Source organism: bacterium (assembly GCA_037147175.1).
Lineage (GTDB): Bacteria > Cyanobacteriota > Vampirovibrionia > Gastranaerophilales > UBA9971 > UBA9971.
The window spans coordinates 1-18159 of sequence record JBAWVS010000053.1 but is presented as its reverse complement, the minus strand read 5'-3'; the positions used below and the strand labels follow the sequence as shown (position 1 = coordinate 18159).

18 protein-coding genes and 1 tRNA gene are annotated in these 18159 nt (G+C 34.0%); 15 read left to right on the top strand and 4 right to left on the bottom strand.

Annotated elements, in window-relative coordinates:
- The first annotated feature begins 442 nt into the window (after positions 1 to 442).
- The 4 genes from mqnC to WCG23_11125 all read left to right on the top strand — a co-directional run bounded on the left by mqnC (position 443) and on the right by WCG23_11125 (position 4698).
- Positions 443 to 1507 (top strand): cyclic dehypoxanthinyl futalosine synthase, encoded by a 1065-nt coding sequence (gene mqnC / locus WCG23_11140; protein MEI8390423.1) that lies wholly within the window; start codon positions 443 to 445, stop codon positions 1505 to 1507.
- 27 nt (positions 1508 to 1534) lie between these two features.
- Positions 1535 to 2884, top strand: a complete 1350-nt coding sequence (lysA, locus tag WCG23_11135; protein ID MEI8390422.1) for a diaminopimelate decarboxylase — start codon at positions 1535 to 1537, stop codon at positions 2882 to 2884.
- Between the two features lie 103 nt (positions 2885 to 2987).
- Complete coding sequence (cdaA, locus tag WCG23_11130; GenBank protein MEI8390421.1) at positions 2988 to 3956, top strand: diadenylate cyclase CdaA; 969 nt, start codon at positions 2988 to 2990, stop codon at positions 3954 to 3956.
- A 25-nt stretch (positions 3957 to 3981) separates the two neighbouring features.
- Positions 3982 to 4698: a pyridoxine 5'-phosphate synthase gene (locus WCG23_11125; GenBank protein MEI8390420.1), complete on the top strand. Its 717-nt coding sequence runs from the start codon at positions 3982 to 3984 to the stop codon at positions 4696 to 4698.
- 2 nt (positions 4699 to 4700) lie between these two features.
- On the opposite strand, the gene WCG23_11120 is transcribed toward WCG23_11125, so the two are convergent.
- The 4 genes from WCG23_11120 to WCG23_11105 all read right to left on the bottom strand — a co-directional run bounded on the left by WCG23_11120 (position 4701) and on the right by WCG23_11105 (position 6864).
- Positions 4701 to 5702, bottom strand: coding sequence for a hypothetical protein (locus WCG23_11120; GenBank protein MEI8390419.1), 1002 nt, complete (start codon positions 5700 to 5702; stop codon positions 4701 to 4703).
- A 58-nt stretch (positions 5703 to 5760) separates the two neighbouring features.
- Positions 5761 to 6057, bottom strand: a complete 297-nt coding sequence (locus WCG23_11115; protein MEI8390418.1) for a type II toxin-antitoxin system RelE/ParE family toxin — start codon at positions 6055 to 6057, stop codon at positions 5761 to 5763.
- 2 nt (positions 6058 to 6059) lie between these two features.
- Positions 6060 to 6299 (bottom strand): type II toxin-antitoxin system ParD family antitoxin, encoded by a 240-nt coding sequence (locus WCG23_11110; protein ID MEI8390417.1) that lies wholly within the window; start codon positions 6297 to 6299, stop codon positions 6060 to 6062.
- A 103-nt stretch (positions 6300 to 6402) separates the two neighbouring features.
- Positions 6403 to 6864 (bottom strand): RidA family protein, encoded by a 462-nt coding sequence (locus tag WCG23_11105; protein ID MEI8390416.1) that lies wholly within the window; start codon positions 6862 to 6864, stop codon positions 6403 to 6405.
- A 353-nt stretch (positions 6865 to 7217) separates the two neighbouring features.
- On the opposite strand from WCG23_11105, the gene WCG23_11100 reads away from it, so the two are divergent.
- The 11 genes from WCG23_11100 to WCG23_11050 all read left to right on the top strand — a co-directional run bounded on the left by WCG23_11100 (position 7218) and on the right by WCG23_11050 (position 17763).
- Positions 7218 to 7928, top strand: coding sequence for a response regulator transcription factor (locus tag WCG23_11100; GenBank protein ID MEI8390415.1), 711 nt, complete (start codon positions 7218 to 7220; stop codon positions 7926 to 7928).
- 76 nt (positions 7929 to 8004) lie between these two features.
- Positions 8005 to 9324: a HAMP domain-containing sensor histidine kinase gene (locus WCG23_11095; GenBank protein ID MEI8390414.1), complete on the top strand. Its 1320-nt coding sequence runs from the start codon at positions 8005 to 8007 to the stop codon at positions 9322 to 9324.
- 21 nt (positions 9325 to 9345) lie between these two features.
- On the top strand, positions 9346 to 9825 hold the full coding sequence (gene flgB / locus WCG23_11090; GenBank protein ID MEI8390413.1) for a flagellar basal body rod protein FlgB: 480 nt from the start codon (positions 9346 to 9348) through the stop codon (positions 9823 to 9825).
- 49 nt (positions 9826 to 9874) lie between these two features.
- Positions 9875 to 10375, top strand: a complete 501-nt coding sequence (gene flgC, locus WCG23_11085; protein MEI8390412.1) for a flagellar basal body rod protein FlgC — start codon at positions 9875 to 9877, stop codon at positions 10373 to 10375.
- 23 nt (positions 10376 to 10398) lie between these two features.
- Positions 10399 to 10899, top strand: a complete 501-nt coding sequence (gene fliE / locus WCG23_11080; GenBank protein MEI8390411.1) for a flagellar hook-basal body complex protein FliE — start codon at positions 10399 to 10401, stop codon at positions 10897 to 10899.
- Between the two features lie 92 nt (positions 10900 to 10991).
- A complete protein-coding gene (gene fliF, locus WCG23_11075) occupies positions 10992 to 12557 on the top strand; it encodes a flagellar basal-body MS-ring/collar protein FliF (GenBank protein ID MEI8390410.1) in 1566 nt (521 codons plus the stop codon).
- Between the two features lie 5 nt (positions 12558 to 12562).
- A complete protein-coding gene (fliG, locus tag WCG23_11070; protein MEI8390409.1) occupies positions 12563 to 13600 on the top strand; it encodes a flagellar motor switch protein FliG in 1038 nt (345 codons plus the stop codon).
- On the top strand, positions 13593 to 14447 hold the full coding sequence (locus WCG23_11065) for a FliH/SctL family protein (GenBank protein MEI8390408.1): 855 nt from the start codon (positions 13593 to 13595) through the stop codon (positions 14445 to 14447). The genes fliG and WCG23_11065 overlap by 8 nt, the downstream gene beginning before the upstream one ends.
- Positions 14448 to 14460: 13 nt before the next feature.
- The gene (fliI, locus tag WCG23_11060; protein MEI8390407.1) at positions 14461 to 15774 is read left to right on the top strand and encodes a flagellar protein export ATPase FliI; all 1314 of its coding nucleotides are present in this window, start codon (positions 14461 to 14463) and stop codon (positions 15772 to 15774) included.
- Positions 15775 to 15905: 131 nt separating this feature from the next.
- Entirely contained in the window at positions 15906 to 17570 is a 1665-nt protein-coding gene (locus WCG23_11055; GenBank protein MEI8390406.1) for a bacteriohemerythrin, read from the top strand.
- A gap of 118 nt (positions 17571 to 17688) precedes the next feature.
- Positions 17689 to 17763, top strand: a tRNA-Asp gene (locus WCG23_11050).
- The last annotated feature ends 396 nt before the right edge of the window (positions 17764 to 18159 follow it).

The window sequence follows — 18159 nt, the reverse complement described above, 5'->3', positions numbered from 1 at the left end:
AGACGTGAAAAAAGAAAATTTGTTCTAAACTTTTAACTTAACTGAACACTAGACTACCGACTGCACTTGTTTCTCTACAAAATTGCTCGACTTTTTCTCTATTAAATCTGTATAGCCCTCTTTTAAGTTCTGTTGATAGTTCGATTGAGCCAAAGCTTAAACTTTTCTGTGCACTATTTTGAGTTGAGTTTATATTCATTATCCTGTTCCTTTCCAGGCTTTGCCTGATTTAATTAATACTGTATAAGACTTTTTATTAATTTCTATTTGATTAAAGTACTGTGAAAGAAAAAAATGATATTTCATTTCAAAATGTTTTTTAAATTAATGCCAAAACTACTGATATAGTTGAGAAAAATCAATTTAATATTATGTAACATAAAATATAAGATTTTTAAAAAGTATTTTTGTTTAGCATTAAACTATTTGGTAAAATATTAAAATGAGAATAAATAAACTTGAAGCACTCAAGCTTCTTGAAAATAATAATATTCTAAAACTCGGACAGCTTGCAGACACTAAAAGACAGGAATTTCATCCTGAGAGTGAGCCTGTAACTTTTGTTGTGGATAGAAATATAAATTATACAAATATATGCACCTGTAAATGCAAATTTTGTGCCTTTCATAAGGATAAAGACCAAAAAGGCTCTTATGTTCTTGATTATCAAGTTATAAAAAGGAAAATCACCGAACTTGTTTCTGTAGGAGGCACCCAATTACTACTTCAAGGCGGATTAAATCCTGATATTCCTCTTGATTATTATCTGGAACTCATAACATCACTTAGGAAAGACTTTCCTTCTTTAACTATTCATTCATTTTCCCCCTCGGAAATCTCTTTTATAGCAAAGAATAATAATTTAACTTCCAAAAAACTTCTGGAGATGTTTATTGAACGCGGTCTGTCTTCTATTCCGGGAGGCGGGGCTGAGATTTTATGCGATGAAATAAGACAAAAAATAAGCCCTAACAAAATTTCTTCTCAGGAATGGCTTGATATTATGGAAACAGCACACTGTTTAGGGCTAAAAACAACCGCAACAATGGTTTTTGGTTTTGGTGAAGATTATGAACATATAGTGGAACATCTTTTAAAAATACGGACTTTGCAAGATAAAACAGGCGGTTTTACAGCCTTTATTCCCTGGACTTTCGCCCCGTTTGAAGGATATTCTTCAGAACTTTTTAAAACTGGTTTTTCTGGCATAACAGCGAATGATTATCTAAAAATCCTTGCAGTTTCAAGACTTGTTTTAGATAATATTCCGAATATTCAAGCTTCATGGGTTACACAGGGATTAAAAATTGCACAGCTAAGTTTAAGATTTGGCGCAAATGATTTTGGTGGTACAATGCTTGAGGAAAATGTCGTTAAGGCAGCAGGTGTCTTAAACAGAGCCACCATTGATGAAATTATCGAAAATATTCAAAAAGCAGGATTTAAAGCAGCTCAAAGAAACACAAATTATGAGATTTTGAAAAATTTTAATGATAAAAAAGCTTGAAAAAGACAAAACAAAGGAATATTTAAAATGAAAAATACGGTTAACCAATCTATAATGCCGGTCACTACTAAAATTAATGCCGGTGGCCATCTTGAAATCGGCGGATGTGACGTTGTTGAATTAGCTGAAAAGTACGGTACTCCACTTTATGTATACGATGAAGAAACTTTAAGAAATAGTTGCAGGCAGTACAAAGAAGCTTTTTCTTCCTATAGTAATATTTCAATACTTTTTGCCTCTAAGGCTTTTATGACACAAGCTGTTTGTGCTATTCTCAAGGACGAAGGCTTCGGGCTGGACGTGGTTTCAGGCGGCGAAATTTATACAGCTTCAAGCGCAAACTTTCCTATGGAAAAATGCTATTTTAACGGAAATAACAAATCTTCAGAGGAGTTGGAGCTTGCTTTAGAAACAGGCATTGGAAGAATTACAGTCGATAACTTTTTCGAAATAGAGCTTCTTGACAGCATTGCCCTGTCAAAGAACCTTCAAGTCGACGTTATTTTAAGAATCACACCAGGTATCGAATGTCACACCCACGAATACATACAAACAGGACATCTTGACAGCAAATTCGGATTTGATTTAACACAGATTGATGAGGCTATAGAGCTTATAAAAGAAAGATGCCCTAATCTTAATTTAAAAGGCCTGCACGGACATATAGGCTCTCAAATCTTTGAAACAAACGTTTATGCTGATTTAGTAGAAGTTGTTGTCTCTGAATTTGCAAGAATTCGGGATAAATTTGGTATTACACTTGAAGAAATGAATTTGGGCGGTGGTCTTGGGGTTCAATACGTTTCAGAAGATGATCCTCCTTCTGTTTTTGAAATAGCAGAAGTTATTTTAACAGCTCTAAAACAAAATTTAGCGAAATATAACCTGCCTGAGCCCAAAATCGTTATTGAGCCGGGAAGAAGTATAATTTCTAACGCAGGAGTTACACTTTATACTGTAGGAAGCTCAAAACAAGTTCCTGAAGGCAAGAAATATATAGCAGTTGACGGAGGGATGGCTGATAACCCAAGACCTTCAATGTATCAAGCAAAATATAACGGGATTATCGCTAATAAAGCTAATGAAAAAGCTACAGAGACAGTGACAATAGCAGGAAGATACTGCGAATCAGGAGATGTGTTAATAAATGATGCCGTACTTCCTGAAACAGAGCCAGGTGATATTATTTGTATATTCTGTACAGGGGCTTACAATTATTCTATGGCGAGTAATTATAATCGTGTGCCGAAACCGGCAGGAATTATTGTACAAGAAGGTCAATCTGATGTTATAATAAAAAGAGAAACCTATCAGGATTTAATTTCTCTTGATGTAATTCCTGAAAGGTTAAAGGAAAGCAACTGTCATCTTGTATAACAGTTATTGAAAGAAAGTATGTCATTGCGATGAGCCAATAATAGGCAATACGGCAATCTCATAAGCTTTTATTACTTATAATTTATAAGGGGTAACACTACAAGTGTTTGAATACTTGCCGCATATTGACTATCATTCAATCATAGGGTTTGTTTCCCCCATGTTCTCTTCTTTAAGACCGGTTTGGAATTTTAATCTTTTTAAAAATATCTTTGAACTGCTCGTACTGGGCGCAGTAATATTCAAAATTTATAGATACATAACGGGAACCCACGCTGAACAGCTATTGAAAGGCATTTTAATGCTTCTTTTGGCTCTTCTTATGAGCAAATTATTTAATCTTCAAATTATAGGAAAAGTTCTCGAAAGTGTTGTAAATATTGTAATATTTTCTCTTGTAGTAATATTTCAGCCGGAATTAAGGCGTTTTCTCGGCTATATTGGGCAGCATGGTTTTTTTACAAAGACTTCCTTTGTTACAGATATTGAATCTGATGTAAAAGAAGTTATTGATCAAATTGTGAATGCGATAAAACATCTTAGCAAATCCCATACAGGGGCTTTAATTGTATTTCAGAATACTGAAGGAATGGAAAGCACTCTTGAAGTTGGAACAAAATTAAACGCAAGAATCAGTACAGAATTATTATTAACTATATTTCATCCGAATACACCTCTTCATGACGGGGCTGTAGTTATCAATGGCGACAAAATTCTCGCCTCTAGCGTCCTTCTTCCATTGACTGAAGACCCAAAACTTAGTTGGCAGTACGGAACAAGACATCGAGCCGCTATAGGAATGTCAGAAATTTCTGATGCTACCTGTTTGGTTGTTTCCGAAGAAACAGGGCATATTTCACTTGCAAATAGCGGAAAATTAATACAAATAGAAGGTCTGGACAAATTAAAGTCAGAACTTGAATTAGTTTATGGTGTTTCAGAATCAATAAAAGAAAAAGACATTTCTACAGATATTGAAAAGAAAAAATTTGGACTGCAAAATCTTTTTGGATCTGATTTTTCGTTTTCAAAATATCCGAAGTTTCTTTTCAAAAAAATCGACAGGAAGTAAAAAATCAATTCAGGGAAAAATAAAAATGGTTACACTTGGAGTAAATATAGATCATATTGCAACGATACGACAGGCAAGAGGCGGCGCGGAGCCGGATCCTGTTTCAGCGGCAGCAATAGTTGAAATTGCAGGCGGAGATGCAATAACTGTTCACCTACGGGAAGACAGGCGGCACATCAATGACAGGGATGTAAAAATTTTAAGTAATACTGTTAAAACCCGTCTTAACCTTGAAATGGCTGCAACTGAAGAAATGCAGAAAATCGCGCTGGAAATAAAACCTTACAGTGTTACTCTTGTCCCAGAAAAAAGGCAGGAATTAACAACAGAGGGAGGTCTTGATGTTATTAAACAAAAAGAATATCTTAAAGAATACTTAAAACCTCTATTGGAAGCACAAATAATTGTCAGCCTTTTTATAGACCCTGATTTGGAACAGGTAAAAGCAAGTGCTGAAACCAAAGCTCAATTCATAGAACTTCATACGGGGCAGTATGCAGAAAGCTTTGATACACTTGAAGAAGACAAGACCTTTCATGAATTGGAAAAAGCAGCTGAACTTGCACAAGAACTCGGTTTGAAAGTAAATGCAGGTCATGGATTGAACTACCAAAACACCAAAAGAATTTTATCAATTCCCGGAATGGTTGAGCTGAATATAGGGCATTCAATAGTTTCTAGAGCTGTTTTTACCGGTTTAGATCAGGCGGTCAAAGATATGAAGCATCTCCTGTTTTCTTAAAATTATTTTATAAAATGTATAATATTGCACGCAGGGCTGGTCATATCAGGAAAAATCATTATCGGAACTTTATTTTCAGTTTTATATTGAGCTGGTCTCCAATAATCTTTCACCAGAACTTCAAAATTTCCATTCTGTTTAAAATTATATTGAGAAAGAACTTCTGTTATTTTTCGGCTTGTTTGCTGAAAATCACGAACACCAATATAAAGTTTTCCATCTCTGTTGATTGAAGAAACCTTATTTATGGCAAAATTTAAAATATCCTTGTAATATTCCTGATAAGCAAGCGAAAGTGTTATATCAACCCAAAAAACAACGTCATCTTTTGTCATAATTGATAAAAAGCTTTCTATTAGTTCTTTTTGAGGATTATCAAGCACAAAACGCTGAATTTTGTGACCTTTAAATTTATTTATTAATAGATTTCCCAGATCAAACTTAAAATCATTTTCTGTTTTAACCAATGATGTTTTAAATTTGGGATAAAGTGCTTCACAATCAAGCCCGTATATTTTTTTTGCATCAGAAAGCTTTGCGATTCTTAACGGAACATTATTTTCAGAAATTTCATAATTTTTCAAATTTTCATATTCCCATATACTGACTTTTGAACAATTTCTGAAAGAACAAGCTGTTTTAAAAAGAGATAGAGCCTCTGTATAATTCTCATCAATTGTTGTTATAAAGGTTTCGACTCCTGCACCGCCGTATTTGTTGACTACATAATCAATAAGCTGTTTTCCTGCATCGTAAGCATTAGGATTTAGGATTAGCCTGTTAATTTTCCAGCGGGTTTTCTGGTTTCCGTCAGGGGTAAGGCTTATTAAGCCCAGCAATTCTTGTCCCTCTACTGCAACATAGCACTCCTGTAAAAATTTTAAATTTACCGGGAGCAGTTCATGCAGTCCGTTAAAAGGGAAATAAACAAATGTTTTTTCATTAACCCTGTCTTTGGAAATATCAGGGCTAACGTATTCTATCATTTTTCTGACTTTTGCCATGTCAGAGTACCTTAAGGGAATAATTCTTGTCATAATAAAATTTTCTTTTATTTAATTTTTAGTAATCAGATAGCATTTCATAAATATCACGGTAAGTACTTGATATTCTAATGACTGCAATGTTGTCATCATTGATTTTATAGATAATTACATATTTTTTTACGTTTAAAAATCTAACATTTTTATTTGTAAGGGTTTGGTTAATATGTCCAATTTTAGGCATTAAAGCTAAATTATCTAAGGCTTTTTCAAAATCGGACAGAAGCTCTTTAGCGGCTGTTGGATTGTCTAATGATATATATTCTTTAATTTCTGCTAAGTCCTTGTATGCTCTTTCAGTAAGAATAAGTTCCATTACTAACCTTCCTTAAGTCTTTTTATTGCTATTTTAGCATCAATTACTCTGCCGGCTGCTAAATCATCAAGACCTTCCTGGATTTCTCTGTTTAATTCTTCTATTCTGTATTTTTTAATTTCATCGCGTTCAGAAAGAAGTCTTAAAGCTTCTCTTATGACTTCACTTGCTGAATTATAAAGACCTGACGCGACTTTATCCTGAACCATTTTTTCCAGAGCAGGTGTAAGCGAAATATTCATATAAAAATCCTCCTTAGTTTTCACATGTTTCTATTATAACAAACTTTGTTATAAATACGACAAAGTTTGTTATTTGTTTTCATATTTTTAACTTTAACTTCTTTTAATCTTTGACCTGAACAATAAATTCTATTTCTACTGACGCGCCTAATGGAAGCTCATTTACGCCTACTGCGGCTCTTACATGACGACCTGATTCTCCAAAAATTTCTACAAGAAAATCAGATGCGCCGTTTATTACTTTTGGTTGGTCTGTAAAAGATTTTGCGCTGTTTACATATCCTGTAACTTTGATTATTCGCTCAATATTATCAAGGGGAACGAGCTGGTTTATTGCGGCTAATCCATTTAAAACACATAGTTTTGCGGCTTGATATCCATCTTCAACATTATGAAAAACTCCGCCAATTTCATTTGTATAAGCAAGTTTTCCGTCTTTAATAGGCAACATTCCTGAAGTCATAACAAGATTTCCCAGTCTTAATGCAGGTATATATGCGCCTATAGGTTTTGATACTTCCGGAAGCTCATAGCCGAGTTCTCTAATTTTTTCAACAATTCCCATTTGTAAAAATCCTCTTTTAGTTTTTTCAAAGTATATCACATTTTTGACACAAAATAAGTTAAAAAGATTAGTTTCGATAAATGAAATACTTTTAAAAAATCAGCTGTTTAATATGCTACTCATTTAAACGAATTAGGAGCGGAAACACCTTTTATTCAAAGGAAATATCTTAATTTAAATCAAAAGGTTTAGATCCTAAATTAAACCTTTCACAGGATAAATATAAACCTCTGTATCGATGAGAGGACTCATCAAACAAAGTACTATGCATAGTGTAGAACAAATAAAGGGGGTAATCCCCTTATAGGGATTAAAAAAATATTGTTGAGGTAAATACAGTAGGGGAGTAATTTATGCGTAGTGTTAGTTTACAAGAAAATAGAACCGTTTTAATCGTTGATGACAACTATGATCACGCTTCAGGAATCAGGGAACTTGTAAAAATCGAGAGCGATTTTGAAGTAAAAGGTATTGCAGCGACTGCTGAAATAGCCATTTCTCTTATTAAAAAATACAAACCTGACGTTGTATTAATGGACATTAACATGCCTGATATGGACGGAATTACAGCTATTCAGGAAATCAAAAAACTTGATTTAGATACCAAAGTTATTGCTTTAACAGGCTATGATGATTCAGATCTTATTTTTAGAGCAATGAAAGTCGGAGCAAGAGGATATATCTTAAAAACAATGGCTGCTTCACAATTAATCACAGCGATACAGGAAGTATCCAACGGGAAAATTTATCTTCCTTCCTCGCTTACTGCAAAATTCTTTGATCATTTTCAGGCCACCCTTAAAGAAGAGTCAAAAATTAAGACAGATGATTCAGAAAATCTTCTTTCATACCTTACACAAAGAGAAGAAGAAGTTCTTGAACTTCTTACACAGGGAATCACTTATAAAGGCGTTGCTAAACAATTATTTATCAGTGAAACAACAGTAAAAACACACGTAAATAATATATTCCAAAAATTACAGGTAAATGACAGAACACAGGCTGTACTTTATGCAATCAACCATTCCATCGGCAATAGAAGAAAAATGAAAGCAGCAGTTTAGTTAATAGGACTAATGGCTCTTTATCATCAGAATAGCATTGATTGCAAATCAATATAAGTAATTATCGGGCAAAGAAATGAAAAAAGTTTCAAAGTACAATTCAAAAACATCTATAAAAGATTTATTTAATTATATAGAACTTGATTCATATACAAGGCAAACCCTTGCTACTCTTTTCAGGTGTTTTCTTGAAACCATTATAGAAAATAGATACCCGTCAGTAATTTTTGCCAGACTAAAAAATTCACAAGGTTTTCAAGGGCTTTTAAACAGACTTAAGTACACTGAATCGAAAGTATATGCCTACTCTGATAATATAGAAGGATTTAACAGCATTGCTTCGAATCATCCGGGTCTTGAAAACGATGAGTTTCTTGTAATCATTGCCGAAAGGTTTTCTGCCTGCATATATTGGAACGAATCAAACACAGGTGTTTTGGGACTGTGCGAAGGTTTCTGCTCAATGAATCCTGAAGATACAAAATCCGTCATCGAATTTCTTCAGGAAATTGCTTACAATGAAAATGTTGAAAAAGATTTATCAAAAATCTTGCAGGATAGAAGAAATAACGAAAAATTCACAACTATTTTAAGAAAACTCATAACAAATCTTGAAAGTGGGCAAAGAGACTTAATTTGTGCAAATACCGAATTAAAAGATGTTTGCGAAAAAACAGTTCCTATCGAAAAACATTCGGCTATTGATCAATTATGCTCAACAATAGCGCATGAATTAAGAAATCCACTCGGAATGATAGGTTTGCATGCAAAAATAATTTCAAAAAACATTAAAAAGCTGAGAATAAAAGACCAAGAAGTGTTTGAAAGTCTTATGAATTCAACAAATTCTATAAGCTGCGCTTCTCAAAATTTTGAGGCACTTTTAACTGAATTAACAGATTATTCAAAACCGATGTTTCTTGAAAAAACCGAAACTGATATTAACAAAACATTATTGGAGGTTATAAACCTTGTTAAGCCTTCCTTTGAGTCAAAAAATGTAAGTCTTTCATTCGAAAACCTGCTTAATGAAAATTTTAAAGTCGCTTTTGATAAAACAAAAGTGCATCAAGCTGTTTTAAATATCGTTAAAAACGCTCTTGAAGTTTCAAAATCAGAAGACAAGGTAAAAATATTTGTTGATTACAGCAATGAAAACAATTCGATTTTAATAAAAATTTCAGATGAAGGCTCAGGAATAGCGCCTGAATTTAGAGAAAAAATCTTTACACCTTACTTTACGACTAAAAAAACCGGAACAGGTTTAGGACTTGCGCGGGCAAGAAAAATAATGGAAGCACATGGCGGAAGTTTATTAATCAGTTCAACAGACACAGAAGGAACAACCTTTGTAATGTCGCTTCCGATTGAATTAATTTATATAAGCGCTTATTAAAAAACGGGGAGGCAAAAAACTATGGATTTAATAAGTACAAGAACAATAGAATTTGCTACTTTAGGTCTTGACGGTCTTTCCGCAAGACATAAAGCCATTTCTTCAAACATTGCTAACGCCGATACTCCTGATTACAAAAGAGTAGACGTAACTTTTGAAGATCAGTTAAGTAAAATTATAAATACCGAAGACTTAAAAGAAAATCAAAGATTGATAAATTCAATGGGAATGAATAATACCATTGATAACATCTTATCAAATAATCAGCCGAAAGCTCCTTTGAGCGTAAATTATAATGAGTCTTTTATGAAAATGTCCGACTTTAATCCTCAAACGGTAGAAAGTGATGAAAATGCTCCTAATACGAACGGAAATACTGTTAACATTGAACAGGAAATGAGTTCTTTGACAAAAAACGGTATGAGCTATAATGCACTTGCAAACTTACAATCAAGGGAATTCAAAAGCCTTGCGGAAATAATCAGAGGAGGTAATGTATAAATTCTTATCCGGATTTTATACATTAATAAAATAATTGAGGAGATAACAAATGAATTTCAACGCTTTAGATATAAGTTCTTCTGCCTTAACAGCACAGAGAATAAAAATGGACACAATTGCAAGCAACATTGCAAACGTAAATACAACAAGGAATGCTGACGGAACACCCGGTGTTTACAGAAGAAAAGAAGCAGTTTTTGCCTCTGTATACGGGAATATGGTAAACGGAAAAAATAATAACGATGAATCGGAAAATTCTGATGAGACAAACTCAAATGCGGATTTAAGCGGATCTGTAAGTCAAAATTCAGGACTTAGCGCACTCAACGGAGTTAAAGTTCTTCAGGTAGGAGAAGATTTTAAAACACCGCTTAACAAAGTTTATAATCCTTCTCATCCTGATGCAGACAAAGATGGCTATGTAAATCTTCCAAACGTAAATGTAGTAAGCGAAATGGTTGATATGATTTCAGCAAGCAGAGCTTATGAAGCGAATGTTACTTCAATAAATGCTACAAAAAGCATGATTACATCTGCTATGAGAATTTAATAATCAGATAAGGGGTATATAATATGTTAGAAGCGTTATCAGGATTGCAAGGATTCAATAATTTAAATAGTATAGGGACTGGAAATATTAACAAGCTGGATAATTTTATGATTCAGAATGATGAGGTACAGGGTCCTGAAAATATTAACCCCATTAATGAGGGTATAAACAAAATAGATTTTTCTAAAATCAGTAATGATGATCTTGAGCTTAAAGCTGATCTTAAGGGGTTGGTTGAAAAAAATCAATCATTTGATGACAGCAGTCAATTTGATAAATCGGAAATAACAACAGGCGAAGTCGCAAATAAATTTTCTAACGTTCTCGGTAATTATATTAATAGTATTAACGAAAAAAACAGGGATGCGGAAAAAGCTGTTGAAACTTTTGCTTCAGGCGGAAACATAGACATGCACACCGTAATGATAGCGTCTGAAAAAGCCAATCTTTCTATGCAACTTGCTGTTCAGATGAAAAACAAAATTCTTCAGGCTTATCAGGAGATTTCCAGAATGCAAGTGTGATATATAGTTAACAAAACTTAAAAAAGATACTTCAATTACATTCTTTAGTATAATGGGTATAAACATAAAAGGATTTTTTCGGGGAGTTAGAATTGGAAACACAATTAAGTGTAATTTTAAATGATATAAAAAAATTATGGAACGGACTGGAGTTCATGCAAAAACTGGTTATCATGCTTTTGCTTGTTGCTTCAGTTTTTGCGGTTTCTTTTATAGCTATTAAATCAATGGAACCCGAATGGGGGGTTCTTTACAGTGATTTATCGGATACCGATGCAAATGCTGTTATAGAAAGCCTGAAAAAATCAGGTTATCCTTTCAAATTAAGCGATGACAGAAAAACAATTCTGGTTCCACTAAAAGCAAAAGAAGAATTAAGACTTATGGTTGCCCAAAATGACGTTATTCAAGACAGCAACCCCGGTTTTGACCTATTAAACAAAATGCAGTTTGGTGCTACTGACTTTCAGAATAAACTGACAAGGCAAAAGATTTTTCAGGATGAATTAATAAAAACAATAGAAAAAATAAGAGGAATACAAAAAGCTCGAGTTCAAATTGCAGAACCCGACAGGTCTGTATTTGCCGATAAAGACGAACAGCCTTCGGCTTCCGTTATGCTTATTCTTGAAAGTGGAACAAAACTTAAAGCTGACCAAATTAAAGCGATTAAAAACCTTGTGGCTTACGGAATACCTAGACTTACACCCGAAAAAGTTTTTGTTACAGACCAAAGCGGAGTTAATCTGGCAGAAGATTCAGACAGTGCAAACAGCTCAGGAGATGACTATAAAACGCAATTTGAAAAAGAAGCTGTAAAAAAAGTTCAAAAAGTTATTCAGAATATTGTAGGGGTCGGCAATGTTTCTGTTGAAGTAAGCGCAGATATTAATTTTGACAGAACAAAAACCACTACAGAAAAATATCTTCCTGCAACAGACAGCAACGGAGTTCCCACAGGAGTTCTTTCTGATTCAAAAGAGGAATCAGAAGTTTACGATAAAGGTCAAAAAGCAGCAGGAAACACAGATGCAGCAATTAATGCTTCCGAGCCTTCTTCCGGAAAAAATTATGAAAAAATAAGAACATCAAAAAATTATAATGTTTCCAAAGAAGTTAGTCAGGTTGTGTACGCCCCGGGTAAAGTCCAAAGAATGACTATTGCTGTCGCTCTTAATAAAATTCTTACAACAAAAGAAAAAGACGAAATCAAAAAACTTGTAATTTCGGCGAGCGGTGCTGATGAAACAAGAGGTGATATAATTACAATTACAGGAATGCAGTTTGCAATGAATCCTGACGAGCAGGGAAATCAAATGGTAAGCCAATTGGACAAAACCAATTCGCAGCAATTTTTGATACAAAGCATAGCCCCGCTGGTTGTGATTCTCGTTCTTGGTCTTGGTGCTCTTTTTGTTCTCAGCTCCCTGTTCAAGAAGCCTTTAAGCGGAGAAATCTATGATTCTGGAAGATATTATGGCGATGAAGCAATTGAGAACGAAGAACCCGGCATGATTTCAGCATCGGGAGAAGGTGTTCCAATTCTTGGAACAAGCATGGATCCTGTTCTGGAAAAAATAAAAACAGATATAAATGCCACAATTCTTTCTGATCCGGCAGAAGCGGCACGTCTACTACAGTCATTTATAAAGGATTAAAAAATATGGCTGATCATCATCACAATAATACTTTAACCATTAGCTCTATGAGCAGCACTCAAAAAGTTGCCACTCTTTTAATTGCTCTTGGACCGGCTACAGCCACAGAAGTACTAAAAAATTTGGCTGATGATGAATTAATTGAACAAATTACTCTTGATATCGCAAATCTCACTAAAATACCAACAGAAGTTATTGATGAAGTGCTTGAAGAGTTTTATTCTCTGTTTCAGGCAAGCAATTTTTTGAACCGCGGCGGTCCTGATTATGCTAAAAAACTTTTGTCAGATACTTTTGGCGATCAAAAAGCGGGTCTGCTTTTTGAAAAACTAGCTGCGAACAAGGCTGATCCTTTTCAATTTTTTAATAATGCCGATGCTGCACAACTTGCAACGTCTTTTCAAAACGAAAATCCTCAACTTATTGCTTTAATTCTGGCTTATTTAAAGCCTGATAAAGCTGCATTAGTTTTAAGCAATCTTTCTGATCAGCTTCAAGCAATGGTGGCAATAAAAATAGCTGAAATGGACAGAACAAATCCTGAGATATTGGGAGAAGTAGAAAAAATTATTGAAAGTAAGTTTTCAGCAGTTGTTTCTCAGGATTTTTCAAAAGCCGGCGGCATAGAAGCACTGGCTGATATACTTAACCGCGCGGATAGAACGGCTGAAAGAAAAATCATGGAGATTTTAGAAGTTCAGGATCTCGAAATGGCAGAAAAAATAAGAGAACTTATGTTTGTATTTGAAGATGTTACAAAGCTTGATGACAGATCAGTTCAGCGTGTACTGCGTGAAGTTGAGACAAAAGACCTTGCACTTGCGCTCAAAGGCTCTAATGAAGACCTTAAAGATAAAATATTCAGAAACATGTCAGAAAGAGCATCGGGTATGCTCAAAGATGATATGGAATACATGGGACCTGTGAGATCAAAAGAAGTTCAGGAAGCTCAAACAAAAGTTGTAGCTGTTATTAGAGCCCTTGAAGCAACAGGAGAAATAACCATATTCAGGGATGAAGCGGAGGATGACTTAATTGAGTAAGAGAATAAAAAGTTCTAATGTTCAATTAGGTGAATCTTATATAGTCGAGCATTCTTTAAAATTAACACCTGTCGGGAATTTTAATGATGATGAATTAAGTAATGAAGAATTGTCTTTGCAGGTAAAAGAAAGGGAATTCAAGCAAAAATGCGATCAAATACTTATAGACGCTCAAAGTCAGGCTAATTCCATTATTGAAGAAGCTAATAACAAAGCTGCTCAAATGCTGGAAGAATCAAAACAATACGCAGCAAAACAAAAAGAAGAGCTTGAAGTGTTAAAAAACAACACTCTTGAAGAAGCCAAACAGGAAGGAATTCTAACAGGCTTTAATGAAGGCTACCAAAAAGCTTCTGAAGAAGTTTATTCAAAGGTTGTAAATCTGGAAGCAATTGCTGACTCTGCTTTTAATCTGAAAAAAGAAATTATTTTGTCTGCGGAGCTGGAGATTTTACATCTTTCGATTGCCATTGCCGAAAAAATATTAAAGCAGCAGCTTGAAATCAAACCGGAAATGATTACTCAAATAATTAAGGCGGCAATAAACGAGCTTAAAGACAAGGAAGAAATAAAAATAATAGTTAATCCTGCCTTAAAAGAACAATTGTATAATTTTTCCGAAGAATTAAAAATGGCGATTAAAGGAATGAAAACAATAAAAATCATTGAAGATAAAACAATTCATGCAAACAGTGCAATTATAGAATCACCGGAATCCAGAATTGATGCTCGTCTTGAGACACAAATTGCTCAAATAACCGAACAGCTTATGAAAACTTTCGCAGATGAACCTGTTTTAGGAGAAGTTATAAATAAATGCACTGATTCTTCGCTCGGTTCGAAATAATAAGAAGATAATTATGATAAATCTTTCAAAATACAAAGAAACAATAGAAAAAACCACTTCCTTTAAAGAAATTGGACAGGTTACACACATTATAGGTCTTGTAATAGAAGCGGATGGCCCGCCTTCTTCTATTGGAGACCTTTGTTATATTTATCCAAAGATGAATGAACCTCCTGTATTGGCAGAAGTAGTAGGATTTAAAGAAGATAAAGTCTTGCTCATGCCTCTTGGAGAAATGGAAGGACTAAAACCAGGTTCTACAGTAATAAATTCAGGTGGCGCAATAAAAATTAAAGTTGGCTCAGAGCTTCTGGGACGGGTTTTAGATGGACTCGGAAACCCTCTTGATGAATTTGGATCATTGAAAACAAACAAAGTTCAGTCCACAAAAGCTGAAAAAATTAACCCTTTAACAAAAATAAAAGTTAGAGATTCTCTTTCAATGGGAGTGAAAGCCATTGATAGCCTAATAACCATCGGAAAAGGCCAAAGGGTGGGAATAATGGCAGGAAGCGGCGTAGGAAAAAGTACTTTGCTGGGAATGCTTGCCAGAAATTCCAAAGCGGATATGAATGTTATCGCTTTAATCGGGGAAAGAGGAAGAGAAGTAAGCGAATTCATAGAAAATTCCCTTGGAACAGAGGGTTTGAGTAAATCGGTAGTAGTAGTCGCTACTTCTGACCAGCCGTCACTTGTAAAAATAAAAGCTGCTCATGTTGCAACCAGTATTGCTGAATATTTTAGAGATAGCGGACGTGATGTTCTCTTTATGCTGGACTCCGTAACTCGTATTGCAATGGCTCAAAGAGAAGTAGGGCTAGCAATAGGAGAACCTCCTGCCACAAGAGGATATACTCCTTCAGTATTTGCACTTATGCCAAAACTTCTTGAACGTAGCGGCAATAGCGACAAAGGTACAATGACAGGGCTTTATACAGTTCTTGTTGAGGGGGATGACTTTAATGAACCTGTTTCTGATACAGTAAGGGGCATTTTGGACGGGCATATTTTGTTATCAAGACAACTGGCGCAAAAAAACCATTTCCCTGCAATAGATGTACTGGGAAGCATAAGCAGGGTAATGATAGATGTAACATCAAAAGAACAAATAGAATCAGCAGGAAAAATCAGGAATCTTCTCGCAACCTACGAAAAAAACGTTGATTTGATTAATATAGGCGCTTATATAAAGGGTACTGATGCTAAAATAGACAGAGCAATAAAATTGAACGAGGAAATTAATAATTTTCTCAAGCAATCCATAAAAGAAAAAATTGATTTTACCGAAACAGTAAACAAGCTTATAGAACTCTCCAACAAACTTTAGAAAATATTTGGATTAGTTCCAAATATTAATTATTAAAAATTTTAATTGTTTTAAATCAAAACAAAATTTATAATAATTAATAGGAAAAATATTTTTATAGAATTGATTTATAAAACAGTTATGAGGTTACAATGAGTTTAAATAAAAAGTTAATTTTATTTTGTTTATCGGCAGCACTTTCTCCATTAATCATTTATTCCTTTTCAAAAAGTTATCATCTTAATTTTTTAATCGATTGGAGCATATTTTCTTTATTGTTTTTCACAATAACAGGGATTTTTATTTCTAAAACATCTACTAATCCTTTAAACTCTTTGTTTTTTGTTCTGGAAAAAATGAAGGAAGGCGATTTTAGTTATTCCGGTAAAAATGAATCTGATTTAAATAATGAAAAAAACGATATCAACTTAAATTTTGATAAACATATTTCGAGTGTCGCAATGAAAGTCAGGAATCTTGTATTTCAACTTGAAAAGGATCTTGAAATTTTGTATAAATCAGGTAAAAAACTCGGAGAAATAACCAAAAATTCAACCAATATAGCCGAAGAAGTTGCTAAAACCACTGAACAGCTTGCAATAGGGGCAAATAATCAGGTAAATGATATAATAACTTGTTCAGAAAATATCAATGAAATTTCTAATACCTCGCAACAAGTAAATAATCAGGTTAAACAAATTGGCAAAATAGCCGATGATTTTTTAAACATTGCACTGCAAGGTAAACAAGACATTGATTCAACTCTTATTATGATAAATGAAATCAAAGATGCTAGCAAACTTGCAGCAGAGCAAATCTCTTATCTCGGGCAACTTGGCAGTGAAATTGGTGAAATAGTTGAATTAATCACTAATATAACAAAACAAACAAATCTTTTGGCGCTAAACGCCTCTATAGAAGCAGCTAGAGCAGGTGCGGAAGGAAAAGGCTTTGCTGTCGTAGCTAATGAAGTTAAAAAACTTGCCGAACAATCAGCAAGTTCTACTCATCAAATACGTGAAATTGTAATAAAAGTTCAAACAGAATCCAAAAAATCTGTAGATACAACTTTAAACAATCTGGACAAAGTTGAAAACGGAGTTAAAGCGTTCAATCTTATAAAAGAAAACTTCGACAAAATATATGAACAATCAAAAATTATTGATACAGAATCAGATAAAATTAATTCTTCAATCAGCGAACTTGTAGAAAAAAACGAAGCTATGAACCTTGCCATATCAAGCGTGGCAGCGGTTGCTGAAACTAATGCCGCGGCTGCACAGGAAATATCAGCCTCTACTCAAGAACATTCAGCAGGCACACACGAACTTGAAAAACATGCCCATTCTCTTTTAATTATGGCGAGGACATTAAATGTTTCCTGCTCTGTTTTTAAGACTGATGACAAACCTGTAATCTTCTTCTGGAGCGAAAAATTCTTTACAGGTGTTACTGAAATAGATTATCAGCATTTTAAAATCGTTAATTACGTTAATAGTCTTTATCAGTTATATCTGAAAAACAAAAAACATCCTGAATTAGGTAAAACATTAAAAGAACTCGCTAACTTTACAATAGGTCATTTTGGCTACGAAGAAAAGCTTTTTGCCAAGTTTAATTACCCTGATGTAAAACAGCACAAAAAAGAACACGAAAATTTACTGGGAAACATCACCAAGTTTCTGAATGCGTATGAAAAACATGATGCAGAAATAGATGATTCTCTTATTAACTTTCTGACCGACTGGTTAAATCATCACATACTGGAAGTAGACATGAAATATGCTCCGTTTTTTAAAGCCAACGGGGTAGATTAACCAGAGTTATTTTCAAAGCGTTTACGCCTTCAATCCCTTATAAATAGGCTATATCAGATTAAATAAAATAAATGCTTGAAAATAAAAATTTTGTATTCTATAATTAACTTGCAAATATGGGGTTGTAGCTCAGTTTGGTTAGAGTGCCTGCCTGTCACGCAGGAGGTCGCGGGTTCGAGCCCCGTCAACCCCGTTTTCTTTTTTAATTACCTGCTTCATTTGAAGGCAGGTTTTTTAGTTTATTAAAGGTTTATTAATATTTTTTGATTTAGTAGCATTTTTTTATTATTTTTGCATGGAGAATAGTTATAAAATCTTTTTCTTCTTCTGTCAAATGCCCTCTTTTTACTTCTGTCATTTACTTTGCTCCTTTCGTTATTTAACGATTGTAACAAAGTGTTACGATTTCAATGCGAATTTAGCAATTATTTTTATTCACATGCTTTATATAATTGATTGGTATTCAATTTAAGATGAAAGGAAAAAATATGCAACAAAGTAATGTTAAAATTGGTTTTGGTACTAGACTTATAGTTAATACAGGAGTTACGCAGCATAAGTTAAAGTCTTGTTGTCATTGAATTTTATA